The 22,172-nt window shown below is 51.3% G+C and carries 26 protein-coding genes and 3 pseudogenes; 26 read left to right on the top strand and 3 right to left on the bottom strand.

Features of this window, described 5'->3' with window-relative positions; all coding sequences use genetic code 11:
* Positions 1-63 precede the first annotated feature (63 nt).
* The 16 genes and pseudogenes from Q0Z69_RS10815 to mobQ all read left to right on the top strand — a co-directional run.
* Positions 64-729, top strand: a pseudogene (locus tag Q0Z69_RS10815) (type IV secretory system conjugative DNA transfer family protein); the annotation flags it as partial.
* Positions 730-819: 90 nt separating this feature from the next.
* Positions 820-2,700, top strand: coding sequence for a recombinase family protein (locus tag Q0Z69_RS10810; protein ID WP_298033224.1), 1,881 nt, complete (start codon positions 820-822; stop codon positions 2,698-2,700).
* A 26-nt stretch (positions 2,701-2,726) separates the two neighbouring features.
* Positions 2,727-3,080 carry a TnpV protein gene (locus Q0Z69_RS10805; RefSeq protein WP_298033222.1) on the top strand — a complete coding sequence of 118 codons (354 nt, stop codon included), beginning with the start codon at positions 2,727-2,729 and terminating at the stop codon, positions 3,078-3,080.
* A gap of 178 nt (positions 3,081-3,258) precedes the next feature.
* Entirely contained in the window at positions 3,259-4,209 is a 951-nt protein-coding gene (locus Q0Z69_RS10800; RefSeq protein WP_298033219.1) for an AraC family transcriptional regulator, read from the top strand.
* A 131-nt stretch (positions 4,210-4,340) separates the two neighbouring features.
* Positions 4,341-4,952, top strand: a complete 612-nt coding sequence (locus Q0Z69_RS10795; RefSeq protein WP_298033217.1) for an MptD family putative ECF transporter S component — start codon at positions 4,341-4,343, stop codon at positions 4,950-4,952.
* The gene (locus tag Q0Z69_RS10790) at positions 4,949-5,650 is read left to right on the top strand and encodes an energy-coupling factor transporter transmembrane protein EcfT (RefSeq protein ID WP_298033215.1); all 702 of its coding nucleotides are present in this window, start codon (positions 4,949-4,951) and stop codon (positions 5,648-5,650) included. Before Q0Z69_RS10795 ends, Q0Z69_RS10790 begins: the two co-directional genes overlap by 4 nt.
* 10 nt (positions 5,651-5,660) lie before the next feature.
* Positions 5,661-7,139, top strand: a complete 1,479-nt coding sequence (locus Q0Z69_RS10785; RefSeq protein WP_298033213.1) for an ABC transporter ATP-binding protein — start codon at positions 5,661-5,663, stop codon at positions 7,137-7,139.
* 2 nt (positions 7,140-7,141) lie between these two features.
* Positions 7,142-8,956 carry an ABC transporter ATP-binding protein gene (locus Q0Z69_RS10780; protein WP_298033210.1) on the top strand — a complete coding sequence of 605 codons (1,815 nt, stop codon included), beginning with the start codon at positions 7,142-7,144 and terminating at the stop codon, positions 8,954-8,956.
* 3 nt (positions 8,957-8,959) lie between these two features.
* A complete protein-coding gene (locus tag Q0Z69_RS10775) occupies positions 8,960-10,693 on the top strand; it encodes an ABC transporter ATP-binding protein (protein WP_298033208.1) in 1,734 nt (577 codons plus the stop codon).
* Positions 10,694-10,717: 24 nt separating this feature from the next.
* On the top strand, positions 10,718-11,089 hold the full coding sequence (locus tag Q0Z69_RS10770) for a metal-dependent transcriptional regulator (RefSeq protein WP_298033206.1): 372 nt from the start codon (positions 10,718-10,720) through the stop codon (positions 11,087-11,089).
* Positions 11,090-11,564: 475 nt separating this feature from the next.
* Positions 11,565-11,978 carry an RNA polymerase sigma factor gene (locus Q0Z69_RS10765; RefSeq protein WP_007860240.1) on the top strand — a complete coding sequence of 138 codons (414 nt, stop codon included), beginning with the start codon at positions 11,565-11,567 and terminating at the stop codon, positions 11,976-11,978.
* A 101-nt stretch (positions 11,979-12,079) separates the two neighbouring features.
* Complete coding sequence (locus Q0Z69_RS10760) at positions 12,080-12,532, top strand: RNA polymerase subunit sigma-24 (RefSeq protein WP_298033199.1); 453 nt, start codon at positions 12,080-12,082, stop codon at positions 12,530-12,532.
* Positions 12,533-12,542: 10 nt separating this feature from the next.
* Positions 12,543-13,004, top strand: coding sequence for an RNA polymerase sigma factor (locus Q0Z69_RS10755; protein WP_298033197.1), 462 nt, complete (start codon positions 12,543-12,545; stop codon positions 13,002-13,004).
* Entirely contained in the window at positions 13,001-13,540 is a 540-nt protein-coding gene (locus Q0Z69_RS10750; RefSeq protein WP_298033195.1) for an RNA polymerase sigma factor, read from the top strand. The genes Q0Z69_RS10755 and Q0Z69_RS10750 overlap by 4 nt, the downstream gene beginning before the upstream one ends.
* Complete coding sequence (locus tag Q0Z69_RS10745) at positions 13,480-13,776, top strand: DUF3847 domain-containing protein (RefSeq protein ID WP_298033192.1); 297 nt, start codon at positions 13,480-13,482, stop codon at positions 13,774-13,776. The genes Q0Z69_RS10750 and Q0Z69_RS10745 overlap by 61 nt, the downstream gene beginning before the upstream one ends.
* Positions 13,777-13,963: 187 nt before the next feature.
* Complete coding sequence (mobQ, locus tag Q0Z69_RS10740) at positions 13,964-15,409, top strand: MobQ family relaxase (protein ID WP_298033190.1); 1,446 nt, start codon at positions 13,964-13,966, stop codon at positions 15,407-15,409.
* 105 nt (positions 15,410-15,514) lie between these two features.
* On the opposite strand, the gene Q0Z69_RS10735 is transcribed toward mobQ, so the two are convergent.
* On the bottom strand, positions 15,515-15,796 hold the full coding sequence (locus Q0Z69_RS10735; RefSeq protein ID WP_050616854.1) for a type II toxin-antitoxin system YafQ family toxin: 282 nt from the start codon (positions 15,794-15,796) through the stop codon (positions 15,515-15,517).
* Positions 15,793-16,068 carry a type II toxin-antitoxin system RelB/DinJ family antitoxin gene (locus Q0Z69_RS10730; RefSeq protein WP_191232836.1) on the bottom strand — a complete coding sequence of 92 codons (276 nt, stop codon included), beginning with the start codon at positions 16,066-16,068 and terminating at the stop codon, positions 15,793-15,795. The genes Q0Z69_RS10735 and Q0Z69_RS10730 overlap by 4 nt, the downstream gene beginning before the upstream one ends.
* Before the next feature lie 264 nt (positions 16,069-16,332).
* On the opposite strand from Q0Z69_RS10730, the gene Q0Z69_RS10725 reads away from it, so the two are divergent.
* The 10 genes and pseudogenes from Q0Z69_RS10725 to Q0Z69_RS10680 all read left to right on the top strand — a co-directional run bounded on the left by Q0Z69_RS10725 (position 16,333) and on the right by Q0Z69_RS10680 (position 21,466).
* Complete coding sequence (locus tag Q0Z69_RS10725) at positions 16,333-16,731, top strand: cysteine-rich VLP domain-containing protein (RefSeq protein WP_191232835.1); 399 nt, start codon at positions 16,333-16,335, stop codon at positions 16,729-16,731.
* A 113-nt stretch (positions 16,732-16,844) separates the two neighbouring features.
* Entirely contained in the window at positions 16,845-17,579 is a 735-nt protein-coding gene (locus tag Q0Z69_RS10720; protein ID WP_298033176.1) for a phage replisome organizer N-terminal domain-containing protein, read from the top strand.
* On the top strand, positions 17,576-18,439 hold the full coding sequence (locus Q0Z69_RS10715) for an ATP-binding protein (protein ID WP_298033174.1): 864 nt from the start codon (positions 17,576-17,578) through the stop codon (positions 18,437-18,439). Before Q0Z69_RS10720 ends, Q0Z69_RS10715 begins: the two co-directional genes overlap by 4 nt.
* A gap of 43 nt (positions 18,440-18,482) precedes the next feature.
* The gene (locus tag Q0Z69_RS10710; RefSeq protein WP_298033172.1) at positions 18,483-18,677 is read left to right on the top strand and encodes a transposon-encoded TnpW family protein; all 195 of its coding nucleotides are present in this window, start codon (positions 18,483-18,485) and stop codon (positions 18,675-18,677) included.
* Between the two features lie 77 nt (positions 18,678-18,754).
* Complete coding sequence (locus Q0Z69_RS10705; protein ID WP_173821703.1) at positions 18,755-19,120, top strand: hypothetical protein; 366 nt, start codon at positions 18,755-18,757, stop codon at positions 19,118-19,120.
* A 95-nt stretch (positions 19,121-19,215) separates the two neighbouring features.
* Positions 19,216-20,106 (top strand): annotated as a pseudogene (locus Q0Z69_RS10700) (VirD4-like conjugal transfer protein, CD1115 family); the annotation flags it as partial.
* Between the two features lie 92 nt (positions 20,107-20,198).
* Positions 20,199-20,411, top strand: a complete 213-nt coding sequence (locus Q0Z69_RS10695; protein ID WP_298033169.1) for a Maff2 family mobile element protein — start codon at positions 20,199-20,201, stop codon at positions 20,409-20,411.
* A 12-nt stretch (positions 20,412-20,423) separates the two neighbouring features.
* Positions 20,424-20,702: pseudogene (locus Q0Z69_RS10690) on the top strand (VirB6/TrbL-like conjugal transfer protein, CD1112 family); the annotation flags it as partial.
* A gap of 99 nt (positions 20,703-20,801) precedes the next feature.
* Positions 20,802-21,161: a TnpV protein gene (locus tag Q0Z69_RS10685; protein WP_298033167.1), complete on the top strand. Its 360-nt coding sequence runs from the start codon at positions 20,802-20,804 to the stop codon at positions 21,159-21,161.
* Positions 21,162-21,172: 11 nt separating this feature from the next.
* Positions 21,173-21,466, top strand: coding sequence for a hypothetical protein (locus Q0Z69_RS10680; RefSeq protein ID WP_298033164.1), 294 nt, complete (start codon positions 21,173-21,175; stop codon positions 21,464-21,466).
* Between the two features lie 63 nt (positions 21,467-21,529).
* On the opposite strand, the gene Q0Z69_RS10675 is transcribed toward Q0Z69_RS10680, so the two are convergent.
* Positions 21,530-22,057, bottom strand: a complete 528-nt coding sequence (locus Q0Z69_RS10675) for a PadR family transcriptional regulator (protein ID WP_298033161.1) — start codon at positions 22,055-22,057, stop codon at positions 21,530-21,532.
* Between the last annotated feature and the right edge of the window lie 115 nt (positions 22,058-22,172).

The following is a 22,172-nucleotide window of genomic DNA, read 5'->3' as shown; positions in this document are numbered from 1 at the left end:
GCGCTTTGCACTTTCGCACTTTCACGATAATTTGCGTCAATAACTCAAAAAAGCACTTGACAAAACGCTTCATGGGGCAGGTCAAAGGACATAAAGCCCTTTACCGATCCTGTGTTTCAGAAAAATGTCATTCTCACCGGGACGGAGTTTCTGACCATCAACACCCGGCCCAAGATACCGGGGAACGCCCGCAATCTCAACTGCTGTGTGATTGGCTCCAGCGGCTCTGGAAAAACCCGCTTCTGGCTTACCCCCCAGCTTTTACAGGCCTATAGCTCTTATGTGGTGGTAGACCCCAAAGGCGGGACGCTGGAACAATGCGGGGCCTTTTTGCAGAAACAGGGCTACCGGGTAAAAGTGTTCAATTCCATTGATTTCTCAAAATCCATGCACTATAACCCGCTGGCCTATATCCGCAACGAGGCGGACATTTTGAAGTTTGTTGATACGCTGATCGCCAACACGAAGGGGGACGGCAAGGAAGGCGATCCGTTTTGGACGAAGGCTGAAACGCTCCTTTACTGCGCCCTCATCGCCTATATCATTTTCGAGGGGCCGGTAGAGGACAGGAACTTGAATACGCTGGTTGATATGATCGGCGGCATGGAGGTGAAGGAGAACGACGAAAACTTTATGAACGCGGTGGATTATATGTTCGCCGGGCTGGAAAAGCGCAAGCCGGATTGCTTTGCCGTCAAGCAGTACAAGAAATACAAGCTCGCCAGCGGTGATATATGCTCTAAGTGACTTCTTAATCATGATTTTGTCATGGTTAGTGAAGCAATCACTTAGAGCATTTTTGTTTCAGGAGGTACAGCCATGAGAAATGAAAAAATTACCCCACTGTACGAGCGCCTGAGCCGGGACGATGAGTTACAGGGTGAGAGCAACTCCATATCCAACCAAAAACAGATGTTAGAGGATTTTGCCCGCCGGAATGGGCTGCCCAACCCTACGCACTTTACCGATGATGGTATCTCAGGCACCCGTTTTGACCGCCCCGGATTTTTGGCGATGATGGAGGAAGTAGAGGCAGGGCGTGTAGGGGCAATCGTCATCAAGGACATGAGCCGGTTGGGGCGCGACTATCTGAAAGTCGGTCAAGTTATGGAGATTTTGCGGCAGCGCGGCGTCCGGCTGATTGCCATCAACGACGGTGTGGACAGTCTGAAAGGCGATGACGATTTTACCCCGTTCCGCAACATTATGAATGAATTTTACGCCCGTGATACCAGCCGGAAAATCCGCTCTGTGTTTAAGTCAAAAGGCATGAGTGGCAAGCACCTGACCGGCACTGTGATTTACGGCTACTTATGGGACGAAAAACGGGAGCATTGGCTGGTAGATGAGGAAGCTGCCGAAGTGGTACGCCGTATATTCTCCCTCACGCTGGAGGGATATGGGCCTTACCAGATCGCCTGCAAATTATCCACAGACCGGATTGAAATTCCTGTCGTACACCTTGCCCGCTTCAACGAGGGTGTGAACCGTTCAAAGCCGGTCAAAGACCCCTATGGATGGGGATCATCTACCATCGTGAATATCTTGAAAAAACGAGAGTATTTAGGGCACACCATCAATTTCAAGACCCGCAAGCACTTTAAGGACAAGAAAAGCCACTATGTTTCTGAGGACAAATGGACGATCTTTGAGAATACCCATGAAGCCATTATCGACCAGCAGACCTTTGATTTGGTGCAGAAAATCCGCAGCAATGTACGGCGTTATCCAAACGGCTGGGGCGAAGCGGCTCCCCTCACAGGCTTGCTCTATTGTGCCGATTGCGGCGGCAAGATGTATGTCCACCGCACCAACAATGGCAAGCGGATTTCTCAATATACCTGTTCCAATTATACCAAAGTTCCGTGTGGGACACTATGCCCTACACAACACCGTATCAATGAGAGTGCTGTTCTGACATTGGTTTCCGACACGCTCCGGGCTATTGCTGAATATTCCAGAAATGACCGGACGGAATTTATTCACACTGTTCAGGAGACGCAGGTTGCTCAACAGAGTGCCGATATATCGAAAAAGCGCAGGCGTCTGGCTGCTGCTCAAAAGAGAGCCGGAGAACTGGAAAAACTGATTTGCAAAATCTATGAGGACAATGCCCTCGGCAAGCTGCCGGACGCACGATATAGGGCGCTTGATGCACAGTATGCCAAAGAGCAGGGCGCACTTGAGATTGAAATTGCGGAGCTGGAAAAGGCTGTTACCGGCTACGAGCAAAGCCAGAAATCAGCGGAGAAATTTATAGCCCTGATTGATAAGTACGAGAATTTTGACACTATGACAAACACCATGCTCAACGAGTTTGTAGAGAAAATCCTTGTCCATGAACGCGCCCGAAAAGGTAGTCAGGACACCACGCAGGAAATTGAAATCTACTTCAATTTTTTAGGGCGCTATATCCCACCATCCTTACAGCCGGTTCCTTTAACACCGGAGGAACAGGAAGAATTGCGAAAAAAAGAAGAACGCAAGGACGGGCTCCATCAGAACTATTTGAAACGAAAAGCCAACGGCGCACAGAAACGGTATGAGGACAAAATCAAGGCGAAGAAAAAAGCGGAAATGGACGCTAAGAAAGCCCTGATTCGGGCTGAGGATATGAAAAAAGGTGTTTTTTCTACTGTCGGGCAGCTACCAAAAGAAGAACCGCGCAAAGGCGGCATAGCAGCCAGCGCAGCAGTCTAATCATCACGGAGCAAAGGAGAATGAATATGAGTAAGTTGACTTACATTCGTTGTGGAGATTATGATATACCCAACCTAAAACTTTCTGAACAGCCGGAAACTTCTATTGGCAAGTACGGCAGGATGCGAAAATCCTACCTGAAGGAACATCGCCCCATTCTCTACAACCAACTACTGATGAGCGAGAAGCTGTATCCACACCTGATAGAGATTGACCGGACAGCGCAGGAGCGTGTGGACACCATGTTGCCTCACATGATGGAAGTTGCGGGTGCCACGGAGGAACTGAAAGCCCGCAACCCCATGCGCTGGGTGGGCCTGATGAACACGCTGAAAGCGCAGGCGGAGGAAATTGTGCTGACAGAGCTGATTTATCAATAATTTTGCAAGCGGAGGCTGCTACTTGCGGCCTCTGTTTGTTTTGCAATTCCGCCATATCTTTTCCTTGAACTTTTATCCTAAATGAAATATAAAGAATATGTCGTCAGAGGTTGACGAGAGCAAAAAAACAATTTAACATATAATTAGTTACCGCTAACCAAAAAGGAGGAAGATATGAGTGAAAGAGTTACATGGAACAGAATGGTACGGTGAATATGCTACGCTAACTGATGAACATAATGATTATGTTCAAATCGAATATAAATGTAATGGAACAGGTCGTCTCTATGACTACACTCTTTTCCCTGGTATTGACTTAATTTTTATGGATTTTAACTGCTCAGATACATTCCATGAGCCTATTCCTAATAAGAATATCATCGAAATCCGTCATTACCAAAAAGGACGCGTTGAGTTTGAGCTAAGAAATAATAAAGTTTTCCACATGAAAGAGGGAGAATTTTGCATCAATGCCCTTGCTAATATTCCTGCGGCCTATTCCTTTCCCTTTGGATATAGTGTAGGACTAAGCTGTGTGATTGATAAGGATTCTGTCGATGTGGAAACACAACAGATTTTTTCGTACTACAACATTGATGTTCTAAATCTCGGACGAGAATTGGAATTAGAAAAAAAGTGGTTTTTATGTCGGACACCACAGCGGTTGTTACATATCTTTGAAGAATTGTATGCTGCAAAAGGTGTTGAAGAGCGAGATTATTTCCGTATCAAATTATTGGAACTATTTTACCATATCAAACAGCTGCGGATTGAAGATCAGTATGAGGCAACGTATTATGCCAAAGAACAAATTGAAATCATCAAACGCATCCGCCAACAGCTCATAGAAAACCTCGACAAAAAAATATCCATAGAAGAACTTTTGCGAAAGGAGCCAATGAGCAAGGTCACATTTCAAGCTATTTTCAAACAGATTTATGGCGATACGCCCTATGCACATATCAAAAAGTATAAAATGAATCTTGCGGCTGTTTATTTGCAGGAAACAGATCAATCAATCACGCAAATAGCCGGTGAACTTGGATATTCAAATATTAGTAAATTTGCGCGAGCCTTTCAAGAAGTGTTTGGAATGCTTCCAAAGGATTACCGTAAAGCAAAAAAGTGATTTAACTTTTGGGCTGTTTGGGCCGACTGTCTTTTCATTTGGAGTAGTTAGCGGATGCGAACTACTGTATAATAGCGTTGTGGTTAGTTTTGGCTAACCACAACGCTATTATATTTAAGGAGGGTTCTGGAATGGAACAAACGGTAAAGAAAAAAATTGGCGTTCGCGATATTATGACGATTGCCGCAATGATGGTCATCAATTTCGCAATTGCAATGGTGATTGGTACGGTTACATTGCCTTTCCCAGCAGTATATCTATACGGCTCTGCTGGTATTGATGCCTTTATTGGAGCAACATTTTATTTGGTTGCGGCAAATCGCATTAACAAACACGGATTGTTGTTTGCTTGGGCTACGGTTTATGGACTAATCCAAGGTGTTATGGGTTATATGTTCTTGGTTCCCTATTTCTTGATTGTAGCCCTCATTGCCGAGTTATGCATGGTTGGCAAGAATACATACCGAAGTGCAGTTCGCAACCGAATTGGCTGGATGGTCAACTCAATCGGAAATTTTGTAGGCTGTGCCGTACCGCTGTGGTGGTCTTGGGACAGCTATCAGGAAATGGCCGCGAGCAGCGGTTTTGATGCCAATACCCTGAATATGCAGTTTTCTATGGTAACTTCTCCAGCACTGATGCTGCTAGGTATTGCTATTACTGCGGTTCTTGCCATCCTCGGTACATTGTTCGGCCAGCGCCTGCTCAGAAAACATTTCCAAAAAGCTGGCATTGTAGGATGATGACCGGAGAAAAAAAGCAAAGGCGGATTGACCGGATTGACGGGCGCACAGTTCTTCTCCTGACACTGTGCGCCTGCATCGTGACCTTTATTACAACGAGTTTTTGGGGACACGGGATTTTTACCTTTTGGATTTTTCTGATCCTGTGCTGGTTCGGCCTGTATAAACAGGCTCTTGGATGCTTTGTGGTCTATCTGGTGGCGATTGTATGGCTGATGATCGAGACAAAGTATCAAATCAGCATCCCCTCTCCGCTGTTACTCAGCATGATTTACAAGCTGTTACTGCCCGCTATGCCAGCCTATCTTCTGGCGAAAATCCCGTCCGGGAAGCTGACAGCCAGCTTGAGGAAAATGCCGATCCCCACCCGTATCATGCTTGTTTTGATCGTCATGCTCCGCTTTGCTCCGACTGTGCTGCATGAATTTGGAGAAGTCAGGGAAGCCATGAAAATCCGTGGCTTCTTAAAATCGGTTGGCAATGTTTTGAGGCATCCAATGGACACATTGGAATACGCCATTGTTCCGATGGTGTTCCGCTCCTTAAAGATGGCGGACGAGTTAGCCGCTTCTGCCATTGTCAGGGGAATTGAAAGCCCCTACAAGAAAGAAAGCTACTATGTCAGCCGGATCGCTGCGCTGGATTACTTTTTGATTGTTGTCAGCGTGGGAGCTGCCGTGTGCTGCTGTCTTTTATAGGAGGAATGGAATGGGAAAAGAAATTATGATCCGTGACCTGACCTTTTCCTATGGCGGGAACGGAAATCAACTGGAACACATATCGTTAGACATTGCCGCTGGGGAGGTCATTGTTATGACCGGCCCATCAGGGAGCGGGAAAAGCTCTTTGACAAGAGTGATTAACGGCCTGATCCCCTACTTTTACGAGGGGGAATTAAGCGGAGAGGTTTTTGTGGACGGAAAACCGCTGAAAGAGATTCCGTCCTGGGAGCGCGGCAAAATCGCAGGGAATGTATTTCAAGACCCCAGGAGCCAGTTTTTTGCCAATGAGGTAGCTGGTGAGATTGCTTTCGGCTGTGAGAACTATGGGTATTCCCATGAGGACATTCAGAACCATGTTCACCGGGCAGCGGCAGACATCAAAATTCAGGACATTCTGGATCACAGTCTGCGCAGCCTGTCTTATGGGATGCGCCAGAAAGTTGCGATTGCGTCTGCGGAGGCGATTGACCCGGAAATCTATGTCATGGATGAACCGTCCGCCAATCTGGATATTGCATCTACCTACCGCTTTGCAGACATTATCCGCGCTTTGAAGCAGCAGGGAAAAACCATCATTATAGCGGAACACCGGCTTTACTATCTGATGGATCTGGCAGACCGCTTCCTGTGTGTGCAGAAAGGGAAAATTGTACGGGAATTTACCGCGCAGCAGATGAAGGCCCTGTCCAATGAGGAAATCCGGGTGCTGGGGCTTCGCACTCCTGACCTGCACCAGATCGAGCAGGCAGAAATCCCGTCTGCGGCAACCAGCGAGGTTGTTCTGGAAGTGAAAAAGCTGAACCACTCTTTTGGTGAGACGATTGTGGCAAAGGATGTTAACTTTCAATGCCGCAAGGGAGAAGTGGTAGCCCTGATCGGCCCTAACGGGACGGGCAAAAGCACCATAGGACGAATCCTAGCAGGGCTATTGAAAGAGAAATCCGGCGAAGTCGTTTTGTTCGGAAAGCATTGTAGATCGAAAGGCCGCTTGGGAAAGGTCTGGTACATTCCCCAGGATTTAGACAGCCAGCTTTTCGGTGAGGACCTGCTGGATGAACTGACTACCGGCGCAGAGGTCAGCCCAGAGCGGAAAAAAGCGGCGGAGGAAATTCTGGAGGCCCTGGAGCTGATGCCGTTTGTCAAACAGCATCCCTCTACGCTGTCAGGAGGGCAAAAACAGAGGCTGGCTCTTGGCGTAGCTCTGATGCACGAAGCGCCTATCATCATACTTGACGAACCTACAAGCGGGCTGGATGGCATGAATATGCGGAATGTCAGCCGGATGATCCGCAAGCTGGCAAAGATGGGGCGCACCATTATCGTCATTACCCATGACGCGGAGTGTGCGCTTGCCTGCTGTGAGCGGGCAATACGCCTGGAGAACGGCTGCATTACCGATGATTTTCAAATCAGAGGCGCAGAGCCTCTTTTAGACAAAATTGGATATGACAAAAAGGAGGGTTAGAAATGGCACAGCAAAACGAGAAGCAGCCGAAAGCGAAAACCGGACTGGCACGCTGCCTGGAGCTGGCTTCCGGCCATAAAGGGCTGGTGTTCCTGGCAGGTTTTTTGGCGGCGCTGGCTGCGATCTGTTCTTTTGTACCGTACTTATCAATCTACTACATCATTCGGGAAATCCTGTTTGTTTACCCGGATATGTCGCTCTTGAATGTTTCCACGATTTCGACCTGGGGATGGCTGGCCCTGGCTGGAATTTTGGGGAACATCGTATTTTACTTTTTTGCCCTGTTGTGTTCCCACGTTGCGGCGTTTGGAACGCTTTATGAATTGAAGGTGGCCTTTGCCGACCACATCATGCAGATTCCCCTTGGGTATCATCTGACCCTGGGCAGCGGCAAAATGAGAAAGATCATGGACGAAAACATTGAAAGCGTTGAGAAATTCATCGCTCACCAGCTCCCGGACTTTGTGGCCTCGCTGGTCGCACCGCTTGTTCTGGTCATCATTCTTCTCGGAATTGACTGGCGGTATGGAGTGGTTTGCCTGGTCGGTATTGTTCTGGCCTTTATTGTGCAGTTTGCAGGCTTCAACGGAGAAGCAAAGGAAAAAATGCACCGTTTCCAGACCGCTCAGGAAAACATGAACAGCGCCTCCGTGGAATATGTGCGCGGTATGTCGGAGATCAAAGCATTTAATCAGACCGCCGATTCCTTTAAGCGGTTGAGCAAATCCATTACAGACTATACCTCTTTCGTGTTGGAATACGCATTGGGCTGGCAGAACTGTATGCCTGCTTTTACCACGATCATCAACAATATTTATCTGCTTTTGATTCCGGTGGGTGTTCTGATCGGGATGCATACTACGGATTTCAGGGAGTATTCGCTGACATTCATTTTCTACCTGATTATTGTCCATGCGATTTCCGGTGTTCTGAATAAGATCATGTATATCTCGGAGTCCTTTACGCAGATTGACGGCAGCGTGGAGCGTATGGATGAAATCCTGCGTATCCCGGTCCTGCCCGAAAAGAGTACGGCGGCAACAATCGAAAACTATGGGATTGCTTTCCGGGATGTCAGCTTTTCCTACGAAGCCGATTCCCAGGTCAAGGCCCTGTCTCATGTTTCTTTCTTTGCGGATCAGGGCAAGGTGACAGCCATTGTCGGCCCCTCCGGTGGCGGTAAGAGTACCATCGCCAGCCTGATCTCCCGGCTTTATGATGTGACGGACGGAAGTATTCAGATCGGCGGCGTTGACATTCGGGACATTCCGCTGGATGCGCTGATGGATAAGGTCAGCTTCGTATTTCAGGATACGTTCCTGTTCAAGCAGAGCATCCTGGATAACATCCGTATGGGAAATCCAGATGCTACGGAAGAACAGGTGATTGCGGCGGCAAAGGCTGCAAGATGCCATGAATTTATTGAGCAGCTTCCGAACGGGTATCAGACTGTAATCGGCAGTACCGGCGTCCATCTTTCCGGTGGTGAGCGCCAGCGGATTGCCATTGCAAGGGCTATCGTAAAAGACGCGCCCATTATCGTTCTGGACGAGGCAACTGCGTTCAGCGACCCGGAGAACGAGTACCTGATTCAAAAAGCCTTTGAAAAGCTGATTCAGAATAAAACGGTTGTAATGATCGCCCATCGCCTGTCTACGATTCGTAATGCTGACCAGATCCTTGTCATGGAAAAGGGCTGTCTGATTGAATCCGGCACCCATGACGAGCTGTTGAAGAAGGACGGAAAATACGCGCAGATGTGGAGCAGCTATACGGAGTCGATCAACTGGAAAATTGGCACAGGAAAGGCGGTGTGATCTATGAGTAAGCTGAAAGAAAAGTTAATGCTGTCGGAGAAAGGCTACTCCGACCTGAAAAAAGCGATTACGGCCTGCACGATAACTAATATTGCGCTGTTGCTTCCGTCTATGGTAGCCTGCCTGCTCTTTTGGGAGTTGTTAAAGCCATTTACTGGAGAAACAATTTCGTGGGCCGCATTGTGGAAATTGCTCGGCTTGGGGCTGGTGGCGGCTATTCTGGTGTTTCTGGCCGCGAAAAACGATTATAGGAAAACCTATATTGCTTCCTATAAGGAGGCCAGCACGACCAGACTTCGGATCGCGGAGCATCTTCGCAAGCTCCCCATGAGCTTCTTTAACACAAAGGATTTGTCCGACATTACCACAAACATGATGGCGGATTGCAGCAGCATGGAATCCATGCTCAGCAGTACCATCCCGCCGCTGATTGCGAATATAATCTCTGTTACTCTGACTTGTATTTGTCTGGCGTTTTTTGATTGGCGCATGGCCCTTGCGATTTTCTGCACGATGCCGGTTACATTCCTTATCATCTTGGGCGGGCGCAAGCTGCAACTTCATCTGTTTGACAAACAGGTGGATGTGAAACTGGAGGCGTCCAGCCAGATTCAGGAATACCTGGAAGGTATTAAGATCATCAAATCTTGTGGTCTTGGCGGTTCCCGCTTTGATGCGTTGGATAAAGCACTCCAGGCCATGAAAAAAATCGCCATTAAAGTGGAACTGGCCTCCGGTATTCTGGTTCAGGGAGCCAGCCTGATCCTGCAAGCAGGGCTTGGCATTACTATTTTCATTGGAACGGTGCTGATAACCGGCGGCAAAATCGAATTGCTCCCTCTGCTGGTACTGCTCATGTTCTCCACGCAGATTTACGGCCCGATCCTTGCCATTCTCTCACAGTTGACTTCTCTGTTTCATTTGGAGACTGTCACCAACCGTATGCGTACCCTGCTGACCACGCCCGCTATGGAGGGCGAGGATAAGGATGTATCCAAGTATGACATTGAACTGAAAAATGTCACTTTCGGATATAACCAGGACGATGTTATCAAGGATGTGTCTTTTTCTATTCCTGCTGGCAGCGTAACGGCCCTGGTAGGGCCTTCCGGCAGCGGCAAAAGCACGATTTCCAAACTGATCGCCCGCTTTTGGGATATAAGAAAAGGCCAGATCACCATTGGTGGTATGGATGTCAGCACCATTGAACCGGAACACCTGATGCGCTGTATGTCCTTTGTGTTCCAGGATGTGACCCTGTTCAACGATACTGTTTTTAACAATATCCGTGTAGGCAACATGAACGCTACCGAGGAGCAGGTCATGGCGGCGGCAAAGGCGGCATACTGTGACGAATTTATCCAGAGATTGCCGGACGGTTATCAGACTGTCCTTGGAGAAAACGGCAGCACTCTTTCTGGTGGTGAGCGTCAGCGGATTTCCATTGCCCGCGCGCTGCTGAAAGATGCCCAGATCATTCTTCTGGACGAGGCAACCGCATCCCTTGACCCGGAGAACGAGGTTTTGATCCAGCGGGCCATTGCAAAGCTGGTGGAGGGTAAGACGGTCATTATGATTGCTCACCGGCTTCGTACCGTTGTGGATGCTGACCAAATTCTCGTTCTTGATAACGGCAGACTGGTGGAACACGGTACACATGATGAATTGATGAAAAAGAACGGATTGTACCATAAACTGTTCCATATCCAACAGGAGAGTCTTGGTTGGGCTGTGTAAATTGTTTTAGAAGGGAGATGTTCCATGAAACTTCATGCGTCCGGGGAGGACTATCTGGAAACCATCCTTGTTCTCCATAAGAAAACGGGTATGGTACGCTCCGTAGATGTGGCCCGGCACATGGAGGTATCAAAGCCCAGTGTGTGCCATGCAGTGGCAACCTTGCGGGACGGCGGCTTTCTCACTATGGACGAAGATCACTTTCTCCATCTGACCGATGTGGGCCGCGAGGTAGCCGAAAAAATCTACGAGCGTCACTGCTTCTTTACCGAGCAGCTTATCACCACAGGCGTTGACCCCAAAACTGCGGAGGCCGATGCCTGTCGTATTGAACACATCATCAGCGATGAGAGTTTTGACCGGCTGAAAGAGGCAGCCGCACAAGAGCAAGAATAAACCGAATAAGCCAAGCTATCCTGCCCCGCCAGACGGGGAAAGAAAAAAACCGTTGCAGGGCAGGTAGCTTCGTGCGCTCATAATAGATTTTCAAAGACTGCGGCGGTTTTGAGTACATCAAGGCCGCCGTTCCTTATGCCCTCAACAAAGGAGTGACGCCTATACGCTGACACGGCGGCTTTAGGAGGGAACCGCCATGAAGCACATTGACCGCCGACAAATTCAGACGATATTTCACTACCGTCAAAAAAAGCCCAGTCAACGAGCAGGCCCCGTCTGGCAGCCGGTGCGAAAATTGTCATTCTGTAAGTGAATATTGGAGTTTTTGCGCTCGAATAGCTTTCTGCTGTCCGGGCGTTTTTTCATACCTGTGGGGCCGTAACATCGGGCCAGCATGGCCCGAACCCTGGCCCCAGTGCCGTTCTCCGCCGCCCCATTCAGATTTACCAAAAAAATCTGAATGGAGGAAAGGCAGATGGAAGTTACCATCAATTATAACGGACAAGCTGTGGCCGTGGAGGTTACGCTGGAAGTCTATGAATTTCTTGACCGGGCCGATCATAAAACGGAGAACCTGTTCCATGAACAGCGGCGGCATTGGGATGGCCGGGAGTTTGACGAGTACATCATTACCACCGAGGGTGTAGGGGTCTACGGCGAAACGCCGGAGGAATACCTTTGCCGCATGGAAACGCTGCATGAGCTGATGGCTGTTCTGGACACCTGTACCGAGGCCCAGCGCCGCCGGTTCCTGCTCTATGCGCTTGACGGGCTGAGCCTTGCAGAGATCGGTGTGCTGTGCGGCTGCTCCAAAGTGGCTGTTTATCAAAGTGTGGAGGCGGTCAGAAAAAAATTTATAAATTTCTTTGAGAACAGGCTTAACGAATGACCTGTTTTCTGGCTACCAAGTGAAAGGGATTTTCCCTTATCCCAGCGAGGGGCGGACAGCGGACGAGCTGCCCGCCTCTCCAATTTTCAGGAGGTAAGCCTATGAAAACAATCAATCTGCGGTGGATGTATCCCCACTACCGGCATGACGAGTTTGTGGATGTTACGGACAAGGTATGGGCAGCGATGTATCAGGCCCAGCGGGAGATGGAGAACTATGAGCGTCGGAAAGTCTACCACAGCGCCTACTACTCTCTGGACGCATACAGCTGGCTGGAAAATTACGCACTGGAACACAGCAGATCGCCGGAAGATATTTTGCTGGAACGAGAAGAAATGACCACCCGCCTGCACCTGATTGCAGCTCTGCCTGCGGCTCTGGCTCATGCCACTCCGACACAGGCCCGCCGTGTTCACGCCTACTACATCGCCGGTATTAACCAGCCGGAAATCTCCCGGAGGGAGGGCGTAGACAGCAGCAAGGTCAGCGTTGCCATCCGGCGGGGCCTGCGGAATATGCGCCGCTGCTATGATTGCCTTTTCCCGGCAGAGTGAGGGCGGGCCTATGCAGACCATCAACCTGAAACAGTATTATCCGTTCTGCACCGAGGATACCTTTGTGGAGGTGTCGGATGAAATCGTTGAAGCGTTCCTGATGGACAAGCGGGCCGAGGCCGCCAGGGAGCGCAAGATGTATCGCTACAAGGCGTTTTACTCCCTTGACTGCAATGATGGGATTGAGAACACCGCCATTGGCTGGGCACAGCCATCACCAGAGGACTACATCGTGCAGAAGGAGGAACAGGCCGAACACGCCGAACTGCTCCGGCGGCTCTATGAGGCCATTTCCTCTCTGCCCCCAACGCAGGCCCGGCGCGTCCATGCCCGGTATATGCTGGGGATGAAAGTGAAGGACATTGCCGCGATGGAAGGTATTACCCCATCCCAGGCGGGGAAGTCCATCCATGCGGCGCTCCGGCGGCTGCGCCGGTACTTTGAGCGCCGGAAATGGACAAGCGACCTATGAAAACCATCAACCTGAAAAAATACTACTACCCGATTTGCAAGAAGGACACCTTTGTGGAAGTACCGGACGAGGTGGCAGACGCCATTGTGGAGGAAAGCCGCGCAGAGGACGCCAATGACGCCAAGCAGCACTATCACTGTTACTCTCTGGACGCATCCCCCGGCATGGAAAACCATTTTCCGGAGCAGGCCGTTTCCCCGGAGGATATTCTGATGGAGAAGGAAACGGAACGGGAACAGGAGGCCGCCCGCGCCCTGATGATGGAACGGCTCCGGGAGGCCCTTGCCACCCTGACGCCCCGGCAGGCGAGCTGCCTTCATGCCCGGTTTTGGGAGGGAAAGCCCTTCAAGGAAATTGCCGAGGCCGAGGGATTTACCACATCGGCGGCCATTGTCACGGTACGCAACGCCATCATCAAGTTGCAGAAATATTATATCAAGCGCGGCTGGATGGAGCCGCCAAAGGAGAAAGCGATATGCACAAAGACCACACCACCCAAGCGAAACCGAAAAAAGACGAGCGCGAAGAAGTCCTGAAGGAGATCCGGCAGCTTGAGAACCGCCAGAAGATTTTGGAGAACAAACTGCGCAACGAGGAACGCAAGGCCCGCACCCGCCGCCTGATTGAGCGTGGGGCCATTTTGGAGGGCATTTTCCCTCTGGCCGCCGACCTTTCCGGCGTGGAGGTCAAGGCGTTCCTGATTGCCCTGTCCCATCTTCCGGGGGCGGCGGAACTGGCCGCAAAACTGCCAAAATCCGGGGACACGCCATAAGTCCCTTGTTTACAAGGGCGCACTTATACACCGTTGCCGGTGTCGTGCGCCCTGCCGGGGGCTGTTGCGCTCTCCGAGCGCGATGGGGCGCTACACTCCCCAAACCCCTTGTGCGCCCCGCGCAGCCAGACACCCGCTTCGCGTCTGTCCGGCTCCACGGAGCCTGAATACCCCTCACCGAAAGGAGGTGCCACCCATAGATTTTTGTCATATTCCCGTCAGTATCATCAAGCGCAGCGAAGGTCGTTCCGCTGTTGCCGCAGCCGCCTACCGCAGCGGAACCAAGCTGACGAATGAATGGGACGGCCTGACCCACGATTACACCCGGAAGGGCGGCGTTGTCCATGCGGAGATCATGCTGCCCGCCCACGCCCCGCCGGAATTTGCAGACCGCTCTATCCTCTGGAACAGCGTGGAGCAAATCGAGAAAGCAAGGGACAGCCAGCTTGCCCGCGAGATCGAGGCAGCTCTGCCCCGTGAACTGTCCGGTGAACAGCAGCTTGCCCTTGTGCGCGCCTATGTGAAGGACAACTTTGTAGACAAAGGAATGTGTGCTGACTTTGCTATCCATGACAAGGGAACCGGCAACCCTCATGTCCATATCATGCTGACGCTCCGGCCTTTGAAAGAAAATGGACAGTGGGGCGCAAAGTGCCGCAAGGCATACGATCTGGACGAGAATGGACAGCGTATCCCGGATGGGAAAGGCGGTTGGAAAAATCACAGAGAGGATACGACCGACTGGAACGATAAAGGAAAGGCTGAAGTCTGGCGGGCGGCGTGGGCGGACTACACCAACCGGGCATTGGAAGCAGCCGGAAGGCCGGAGCGCATTGACCACCGCAGCTACAAGCGGCAGGGCATTGATAAAATCCCCTCTGTCCATCTGGGGCCAGCTGCCAGCCAAATGGAAAAGCGCGGTATCCGCACCGACAAGGGGGAAGTAAACCGACAGATCGCCGCCGACAACAAACTGCTGAAAGAAATTAAAGCCCGCATTACCCGTCTTTATCGCTGGTCGAAAGATGAAGCGGAAAAACCACAAACACAGCAAAGCAGCTTGACTGCTTTGTGGGAGGCCCAGCAGCAGTTGAACGCTCCCCGCACCCGCACCGGCAAAATCCGGGCTTTGCAGGAAAGCGCTGCACTATTCAGCTTTTTGCAGGCAAACGGCATCCAGTCTATGCAGCAGCTTCATGAAAAAATCGCTGATATGAACAGCTGTTACTATGACCTGCGGGGAAAGATCGTCAAGGCCGAGCGCCGGATCGCCACCCTTACCGAGCGCAGGGAGATGTGGGCGCAGTACAACAAGTACAAGACTGTCCATAAGCAGTTTGCCAAGGTGAAGCCGGAGAAGCGGGAACTGTTTGAACAGCGCCACAGCCGGGAACTGATCCTCTATGACGCAGCAGACCGGTATCTGAAAGAACTGAAAGACAGCGGTGAGGCAATCACCCCGAAGGCATGGCAGCGGGAAATCGACCAGCTGGCCGCCGGAAAGCAGGCGGACACGCTTGCCATGAAATCCATGCGGAAGGATTTGAAAGCAGTGGAACGGCTCCGCAAAACCGCCGAGCAGCTGTCCCGACAGGAACGGGACAAGCCTCACGACCGGGAGCCGGATCGGTAAAGGGTACGGCGCTTTGCCGACCCCTCACGGGGGTGTCATGTTTCGTGACCCCCTTTGCACACAGAAAAACCGCCGTACAGGTTTCCCTATACGGCGGCAGCACTCTCATTTATCGAACAGGTCGCTGTGCGTCCCGGTGCGGGCCAGCGTCAGCACCAGCACATCGTCCTCTATGCGGTAGATGAGCAGCCAGTCTGGCTGAATGTGGCATTCCCGATGCCCCACCCAATCGCCGGTCAGCTCATGGTCTTTGTTTTTCTCTGGCAGTTTTTCGCCCCGTGACAAGGCCCGGATGATGTCATCCAGCAGGCCGATGTCCATGTGACGCTTCATCGCCAGCTTGTAGTCCTTTTTGAACTTTGTCGTCCAAACAATGTCGCGCTTCATTTTTTCAGCTCCCGGAGGGCTTCTTCCACATCGGAGTAGTGCTTCACGCTGGGATCACGCGCAATCCGCTCTGCCTCCAACATGGCGGCAATGGTTTCCTTGTTGGGCTGTTCCAGCCTGACTTCAAAGGGAAAGCCACCGGCGCGGAGCGACTGACGCAGAAAGACATTGATCGCTGTGGTAAGGTTCACGCCTAATTCGTTGTAAAGCGTTTCACACTGCTTTTTGATGTCGCTGTCCATACGGACGCTGAAATTTGTCGTGTTAGCCATTGTATCAGCCCCTTTCAAGTTTATTGCACTTATAGTATATGTCATTTGCAACGCAAAATCAACTCAATAGCCTTGAAATTCACAAAAAATTAAGGAGGAACCGCCTATGACTACCGCTCACTATCTTGTGACCGTCCATCTGAATATCAACATGCCCCCTTGCCTTCTTGCAGCCGGAACCGGAAGACGCGCCCACCGGCCCAGAGCCGGAGACCCATGCCTGCCAAGGCTGCGGCAACTGCGGCGGATGCGGGAAATGCCAGCATGAAGAAAAGCAAGCCTGAACCCGTCCCCGTCATGGACTACCGCCAGTACCGCAGGGCGCGGCGGCTGGTACATGAGTGCTGCAACTATGATGGCGGCAACTGTATCGCGCTGGATTATGGGGAGAAATGTGTCTGTGTCCAGTCCATTTCCTACTCCCTGTTATGCCGGTGGTTCCGGGCGGCGGTGCTACCGCTGGATAGGGAACTGGAAACGGCCCTGTTCCACCGCCTGGACGCCAAGCGTTGCGCCGTCTGCGGGGCGCTGTTCACCCCCGGCTCCAACCGGGCCAAATACTGCCCGGAATGTGCGCCGAAAGTCCACCGGCGGCAAAAGGCCGAGTGCGAGCGCCGGAGAAGGGTACAGCGTGGACAATTAGAGGGCAAAAACCCCTTGTAAATCAAGGCTTTTTTCGAGGGTGTCGGCGGGGGCCTGATAGATTTATCCTCTGGCCCCCAAAACGGCCCTCTAAATGCGTACAGAAGCCCAAAACGAACCCCAAGGAGGAACCCATGTCAGACAATCGAAAATATTACTACCTGAAACTCAAAGAAAACTATTTTGACGATGACTCCATCGTGCTGCTGGAAAGTATGCAGGACGGTGTGCTGTACTCCAACATTCTACTCAAGCTGTATCTGAAATCGCTGAAACACGGCGGGAGGCTCCAGCTTGACGAGAATATCCCCTACACGGCGCAGATGATCGCCACCATAACCCGCCAGCAGATCGGCACTGTGGAGAGGGCCTTGCAAATCTTCCTGAAGCTGGGCCTTGTGGAAGTGCTGGACAGCGGCACCTTCTACATGAGCAATATCGAACTGCTGATCGGCCAGTCCTCCACCGAGGCCGAGCGAAAGCGGGCGGCGAGGCTCCAAAACAAGGCTCTTTCCACGCCCCGGACAAACGGCGGACATTTGTCCGACATTCGTCCACCAGAGATAGAGATAGAGTTAGAGAAAGAGATAGAGATAAAGAGAGAGATAGAGAAGGGACACCCCGTCCGCGCCTATGGCCGTTACCAGAATGTTTTCCTGACGGACGAGGAACTGGCAGACTTGCAGGCCAGCTTTCCCACCGTATGGGGCCAGTACATCGAAAAGCTGTCCGAGTACATGGCTTCTACTGGCAAGCGGTATCAGAGCCATACCGCCACCATCCGGCGCTGGGCCGGTGAGGACGCGAAAAAGGCGGCCCCGCCCACCCGCAACCGTGATTACAGCGTAAGGGAGGATGAAACCGTATGATGGAGATTACCGCAGAAATCCGGGCGCTGATCGACAAGGCAGCCGCCGGTGTGGAACTGGCCGGGGACGAGTACATAGACCCGGCAGACGGCCTCATTCACTGTAAGAAATGCGGCGGCCAGAGGCAGACTGTTGTGCCATGCTTTGGAAAACCAGGCTACTTCATGCCCCGCTGTATCTGCCAGTGCCAGCGGGAGGCCGAGGAACAGCGCAAGACTGCTGAAGAACGGCAGCGCCGCATGGAGCGTATCAAACGCCGAAAGGCACAGGGCTTGCAAGACCGCTATCTCTATGACTACACCTTTGCCAACGACAACGGCAAAAACCCATTGATGGACAAGGCCCGCGCCTATGTGGAGAACTGGAAGGAGGCATATAAAAACAACACCGGCCTGCTGTTATTCGGGGATGTGGGAACCGGCAAGTCTTTTTTCGCCGGTTGTATTGCCAACGCCCTGCTTGACCGGGATGTGCCTGTGCTGATGACGAACTTCCCCACCATTCTGAACCGCCTGACCGGGATGTTTTCCGAGGACAAGGCCGACTTTATCGCCAGCTTTGACGAGTACGACCTGCTTATCATTGACGATCTGGGTGTAGAGCGCAGTACCGAATATGCTATGGAGCAGATGTTTTTCGTCATCGACAGCCGCTACCGCAGCCGTAGGCCCATGATTATCACAACAAACTTGAAACTGTCCGAGCTGAAAAACCCGCCTGATCTGGCCCACGCCCGTATCTATGACCGTATTTTGGAACGGTGTGCGCCGATTCTCTTTGACGGGAAGAATTTCCGGGAAGAAAATGCCGGTGCTACCCGACAGACAGCAAAAGACATTGTAAACAGTAAGCAAGACTGATTTTTTACCGGGCGGCACAGACCCGTTCGGAGAAAGGAGCGCCATGAACAGAGAATCCCGTACTATGCAGGTGGCAGACGCCGTTACTGCGTCCAGAGCGCCGGAAAACACGCCAGCGATGGTAAAGAAAATCGGCAAGACAACCTACAAGGTTCATGTCCATTTCAGCAATACCAGCACAGAAACCATGAGCGATAAAATCAAGCGTATGCTCAAAAATGAAATTCAGCAGATGTGACAGACTGATAAACGAAGCCGCCTTGTGCTAAACTGATGATGGTACGCACCAAAATTTTTGTCAAGGAGGACACGAAAATGCTTTACACAGAAAAAGAGAAACATGAAATTGAGCGAGTAAAGGAAGTCTTTGCGGAACATCTGCGGCAAAGCCCTGATTTTGAACTGCTCTGGTCGGACAAGGTAGGCTATGTTTGGCTGGCGATTGGCGTAAATCCAGTCTATGTGGATACCGGTATCAGGATAGAATCTGCCGCCGATCTCTGCGGCAGGTGTTTGGATGATGTTGCTATGGATGTTTTGTATATGACGGGCAACGATCATGCACTGGAAGCAGCCGACCCGCTGGAATTGGCCGAAATCAAGCGGCGCTGGGAGCCATATATCAACCAGCTGCCAGACTATGCGTATCTCTGCAAAGACCTGCTGAACGGAAAAATGTAATCTATCAAACGAGGTGTCAGGAGCCATACGGTGCTTCTGGCACCTTTTTTGTGGATTTTTTGTGAATTTGATAAAAAAGTCCTTGACAATTTGTCTCTGGCAAGACGGCGAAAAGCATCCTGATTTCCTGCGGCGCTCGTCTGGCCCCCTTTGACATCCCCCAGCTTCGGGAAATTATGAGCTATGACGAATTGGGGCTTGACCGTGTTGGGGACAGGAAAACGGCGCTGTTCTTCCTGATTTCGGACACCACGCCGACCTATAACTTTCTTGTGGCGCTGGCCTTTTCGCAGATGTTCAATCTGCTTTGTGAGCGGGCGGACAACGTACACGGAGGCCGCCTGCCCCATCATGTGCGGGTACTTTGGGACGAGGCGGCCAACACGGGCCAGGTGCCGAACCTTGAGAAGCTGGTTGCCGTGATCCGATCAAGAGAGGTTAGCCTGTGCCTGTTCTACCAGCAGATGGCTCAATGCAAGGCCATCTATGACAAAAACGCCGAGACGATACTCGGCAACATGGACAGCGTGGTATTTTTGGGAGGCCGGGAGTCCAGCACAATCAAGGAAATATCCGAAAACTGGCTGGGAAAGGCCACGATCTCCATGCAGACCGAGGGCCGCTCCAAGGGCCAGTCCGAGAGCTATAACCTGAACACCCAGCGGCTGGGCCGGGAGCTTATGACCCCCGCCGAGCTTGCCACCATGCCGGGGGATCGGTGCATTTTGCAGTTGCGGGGCCTGCCCCCGTTCTATTCCCCGAAGTACGACATCAAGCAGCATCCCAATTACAAGTACACGGCGGAGGCGGATAAAAAGCGCAACGCATTTGACCTTTCCAGGCTCATTCAACGCCGCATGGATCGGTTAGACCCCCAGGAGGAGTACGCCGTGTACGAGGTGGACGGGCCGGTTGATCCGCTCACAGCCGAGGACGAGGACATCCTGAGCTATGACGACATCGACGACCCAGAAGCCTTTGCGTGACTTTGGGACAAAGTGTCCCGAAGTGATAAGCTGCCGCCCATGTGGGCGGCTTTTTTCATGGCCGGGAATATTCCCGGAGAAATGGAGGTAATATGCAGTTTTTCGCTTCTGCCATCACCACTTTGCAGACCCTCGTTGTGGCCCTGGGCGCCGGTTTGGGCGTGTGGGGCGTCGTGAACTTGCTGGAGGGCTACGGCTCGGACAACCCCGGCTCCAAAAGCCAGGGCATGAAGCAGCTCATGGCCGGGGGCGGTATCATCGTGATCGGCACCACCCTGATCCCGCTGCTGTCCAGCCTGTTTTAAGGGCCAGCGCCTATGGATTTTCTCACCGACTGGATCACAGACTGGCTGAAAGGGCTGCTCATTGACGGGATCATGGGAAACCTTGAGGGGCTTTTCGATACCGTCAATACCCAAGTCGGGGAGATCGCGGTACAGGTGGGAACTACCCCGGCGGCGTGGAACGCCGGGGTGTTCTCCCTGATCCGGCAGCTTTCCGAAACGGTAATACTGCCCATAGCCGGGCTGATCCTGACCTTTGTTGCGACCTATGAACTGATCCAGATGCTCATTGACCGCAACAACCTGCACGACGATGTATGCTGTAAGCGATGTATTTCAAGTACGTCAAATACAACATACAGTCAGCTCATTTGCGGCAAAATGAAATGACTGGCGAAAGGATGGGCTAAAATGGCAGAATTGACCTATAAGAAAGTTGGCGACTACTATATACCCGATCTGATACTTGACGAGGAACCGGAACAGGATGTATTCTATGGCAAGTACGGCGACCTCCGCCGCAGCTATCTTCAGGAGCATAAGCCCAGGCTGTGGACGGTGCTGGTGAACAATGGTACGGCGGTCGAACATTTGAAGGGCATTGAACGGGCAGCAGAGCGGCGCATGGATATTCTCCTGCCGCAGATGATGAAGGCCGCTGGCGTGACCGAGGAGCTGAAAGCCCATGACCAGATGGCGTGGGTGGGACTGATGAATAACTGCATCGCCCGCGCCGAAGAAATCATTCTGGCCGACCTGATCTATGTATAAGGGGTGGAGCGATGTTGACCTTTGAAAAGGTTTTGGAAGTTTTCAAGGACTATCTTGTCGAAGATACCCGGTATGAGATCGTCATGACCTCTCACGGCTATACTGTACTGGAATGGGATTCCAGGGCAAACACTTGGGTAGGCGAGGAATTGTGCGCTACACCAGAGATTATGCGGGATGTCCTTCTCGACAACTTTACCGGCTATTTGGAGTATAAAGCGATTGTTGCAAATGGTGAAGTGTCTGAAGATGAACAGATAAGAATTACCGAACAGCGGCAAAGGCTTTTAGAAAAATTAGCCTAAAATGAGCAGCGGCCTGTGAACACCCCATGATGTTCCAGGCCGCTGTTTTGATTTTCTAAGCAGTTATAATAACTTTTCTTTCAGCGATACAATCCAATTATCTATTGCTTCTGCCAGAATAATCTGCTGCCGCAAAACAGCCATACCGGTTTCGGGAACTTCCGGCGCATTTTCCTTTTCCCGGAGATTTTCTTCCAAATAAGATCTCAATTCCCCTATCTGCTTTTCGATGTCAGCAATGCAAGAGGCTTGTTTTTCGGGAGTAAGACTATCCAGGTTGACGATCACGGCATTGAAATCCAGGAAAATGCGGATGGGCTGGGCCGAGAGTTCCTGCATCAGACGTTCAAATTCCTGTTCGCCGCTTTCGGTCAGCGAGTACACAGCCTTTTCCGGCATATTATTTTCCCGCACAGTGACGCTTTGGAGAAAGCCCTTATCTTCCAGTTGAATGACCTTTTTGTAGATGGAAGGTGTGCTGATTTTTACCCACTTGGAAATATTGCGGTACTCTACCAGCTTTTGTATATCATAGGCGCTCAACGATTCTTTCTTTAGCATTCCCAAGACAATCAAGTCTATTGTCGCCATAAAAAATCCCCTTTCACTCTTGACAACTACTATAAATTATAGTAGTATGTGCTTCGCGACAGCTACTATAAAATATACTACTACACATTACAAAGGCTGTCAAGAGAAAGGAGTA

The organism is uncultured Dysosmobacter sp., assembly GCF_947631165.1.
Taxonomy (GTDB): Bacteria; Bacillota; Clostridia; order Oscillospirales; family Oscillospiraceae; genus Oscillibacter.
The sequence above is the reverse complement of the archived record's forward strand: the minus strand, read 5'-3'. Positions and strand labels throughout refer to the sequence as shown.

Coding starts and splice junctions, on each gene's coding strand:
- Q0Z69_RS10810 (WP_298033224.1), top strand. CDS start 820: ATGAGAAATGAAAAAATTACCCCACTGTACGAGCGCCTGAGCCGGGAC.
- Q0Z69_RS10805 (WP_298033222.1), top strand. CDS start 2,727: ATGAGTAAGTTGACTTACATTCGTTGTGGAGATTATGATATACCCAAC.
- Q0Z69_RS10795 (WP_298033217.1), top strand. CDS start 4,341: ATGGAACAAACGGTAAAGAAAAAAATTGGCGTTCGCGATATTATGACG.
- Q0Z69_RS10790 (WP_298033215.1), top strand. CDS start 4,949: ATGATGACCGGAGAAAAAAAGCAAAGGCGGATTGACCGGATTGACGGG.
- Q0Z69_RS10785 (WP_298033213.1), top strand. CDS start 5,661: ATGGGAAAAGAAATTATGATCCGTGACCTGACCTTTTCCTATGGCGGG.
- Q0Z69_RS10780 (WP_298033210.1), top strand. CDS start 7,142: ATGGCACAGCAAAACGAGAAGCAGCCGAAAGCGAAAACCGGACTGGCA.
- Q0Z69_RS10775 (WP_298033208.1), top strand. CDS start 8,960: ATGAGTAAGCTGAAAGAAAAGTTAATGCTGTCGGAGAAAGGCTACTCC.
- Q0Z69_RS10770 (WP_298033206.1), top strand. CDS start 10,718: ATGAAACTTCATGCGTCCGGGGAGGACTATCTGGAAACCATCCTTGTT.
- Q0Z69_RS10765 (WP_007860240.1), top strand. CDS start 11,565: ATGGAAGTTACCATCAATTATAACGGACAAGCTGTGGCCGTGGAGGTT.
- Q0Z69_RS10760 (WP_298033199.1), top strand. CDS start 12,080: ATGAAAACAATCAATCTGCGGTGGATGTATCCCCACTACCGGCATGAC.
- Q0Z69_RS10755 (WP_298033197.1), top strand. CDS start 12,543: ATGCAGACCATCAACCTGAAACAGTATTATCCGTTCTGCACCGAGGAT.
- Q0Z69_RS10750 (WP_298033195.1), top strand. CDS start 13,001: ATGAAAACCATCAACCTGAAAAAATACTACTACCCGATTTGCAAGAAG.
- Q0Z69_RS10745 (WP_298033192.1), top strand. CDS start 13,480: ATGCACAAAGACCACACCACCCAAGCGAAACCGAAAAAAGACGAGCGC.
- Q0Z69_RS10735 (WP_050616854.1), bottom strand. CDS start 15,796: ATGAAGCGCGACATTGTTTGGACGACAAAGTTCAAAAAGGACTACAAG.
- Q0Z69_RS10730 (WP_191232836.1), bottom strand. CDS start 16,068: ATGGCTAACACGACAAATTTCAGCGTCCGTATGGACAGCGACATCAAA.
- Q0Z69_RS10725 (WP_191232835.1), top strand. CDS start 16,333: ATGAAGAAAAGCAAGCCTGAACCCGTCCCCGTCATGGACTACCGCCAG.
- Q0Z69_RS10720 (WP_298033176.1), top strand. CDS start 16,845: ATGTCAGACAATCGAAAATATTACTACCTGAAACTCAAAGAAAACTAT.
- Q0Z69_RS10715 (WP_298033174.1), top strand. CDS start 17,576: ATGATGGAGATTACCGCAGAAATCCGGGCGCTGATCGACAAGGCAGCC.
- Q0Z69_RS10710 (WP_298033172.1), top strand. CDS start 18,483: ATGAACAGAGAATCCCGTACTATGCAGGTGGCAGACGCCGTTACTGCG.
- Q0Z69_RS10705 (WP_173821703.1), top strand. CDS start 18,755: ATGCTTTACACAGAAAAAGAGAAACATGAAATTGAGCGAGTAAAGGAA.
- Q0Z69_RS10695 (WP_298033169.1), top strand. CDS start 20,199: ATGCAGTTTTTCGCTTCTGCCATCACCACTTTGCAGACCCTCGTTGTG.
- Q0Z69_RS10685 (WP_298033167.1), top strand. CDS start 20,802: ATGGCAGAATTGACCTATAAGAAAGTTGGCGACTACTATATACCCGAT.
- Q0Z69_RS10680 (WP_298033164.1), top strand. CDS start 21,173: ATGTTGACCTTTGAAAAGGTTTTGGAAGTTTTCAAGGACTATCTTGTC.
- Q0Z69_RS10675 (WP_298033161.1), bottom strand. CDS start 22,057: ATGGCGACAATAGACTTGATTGTCTTGGGAATGCTAAAGAAAGAATCG.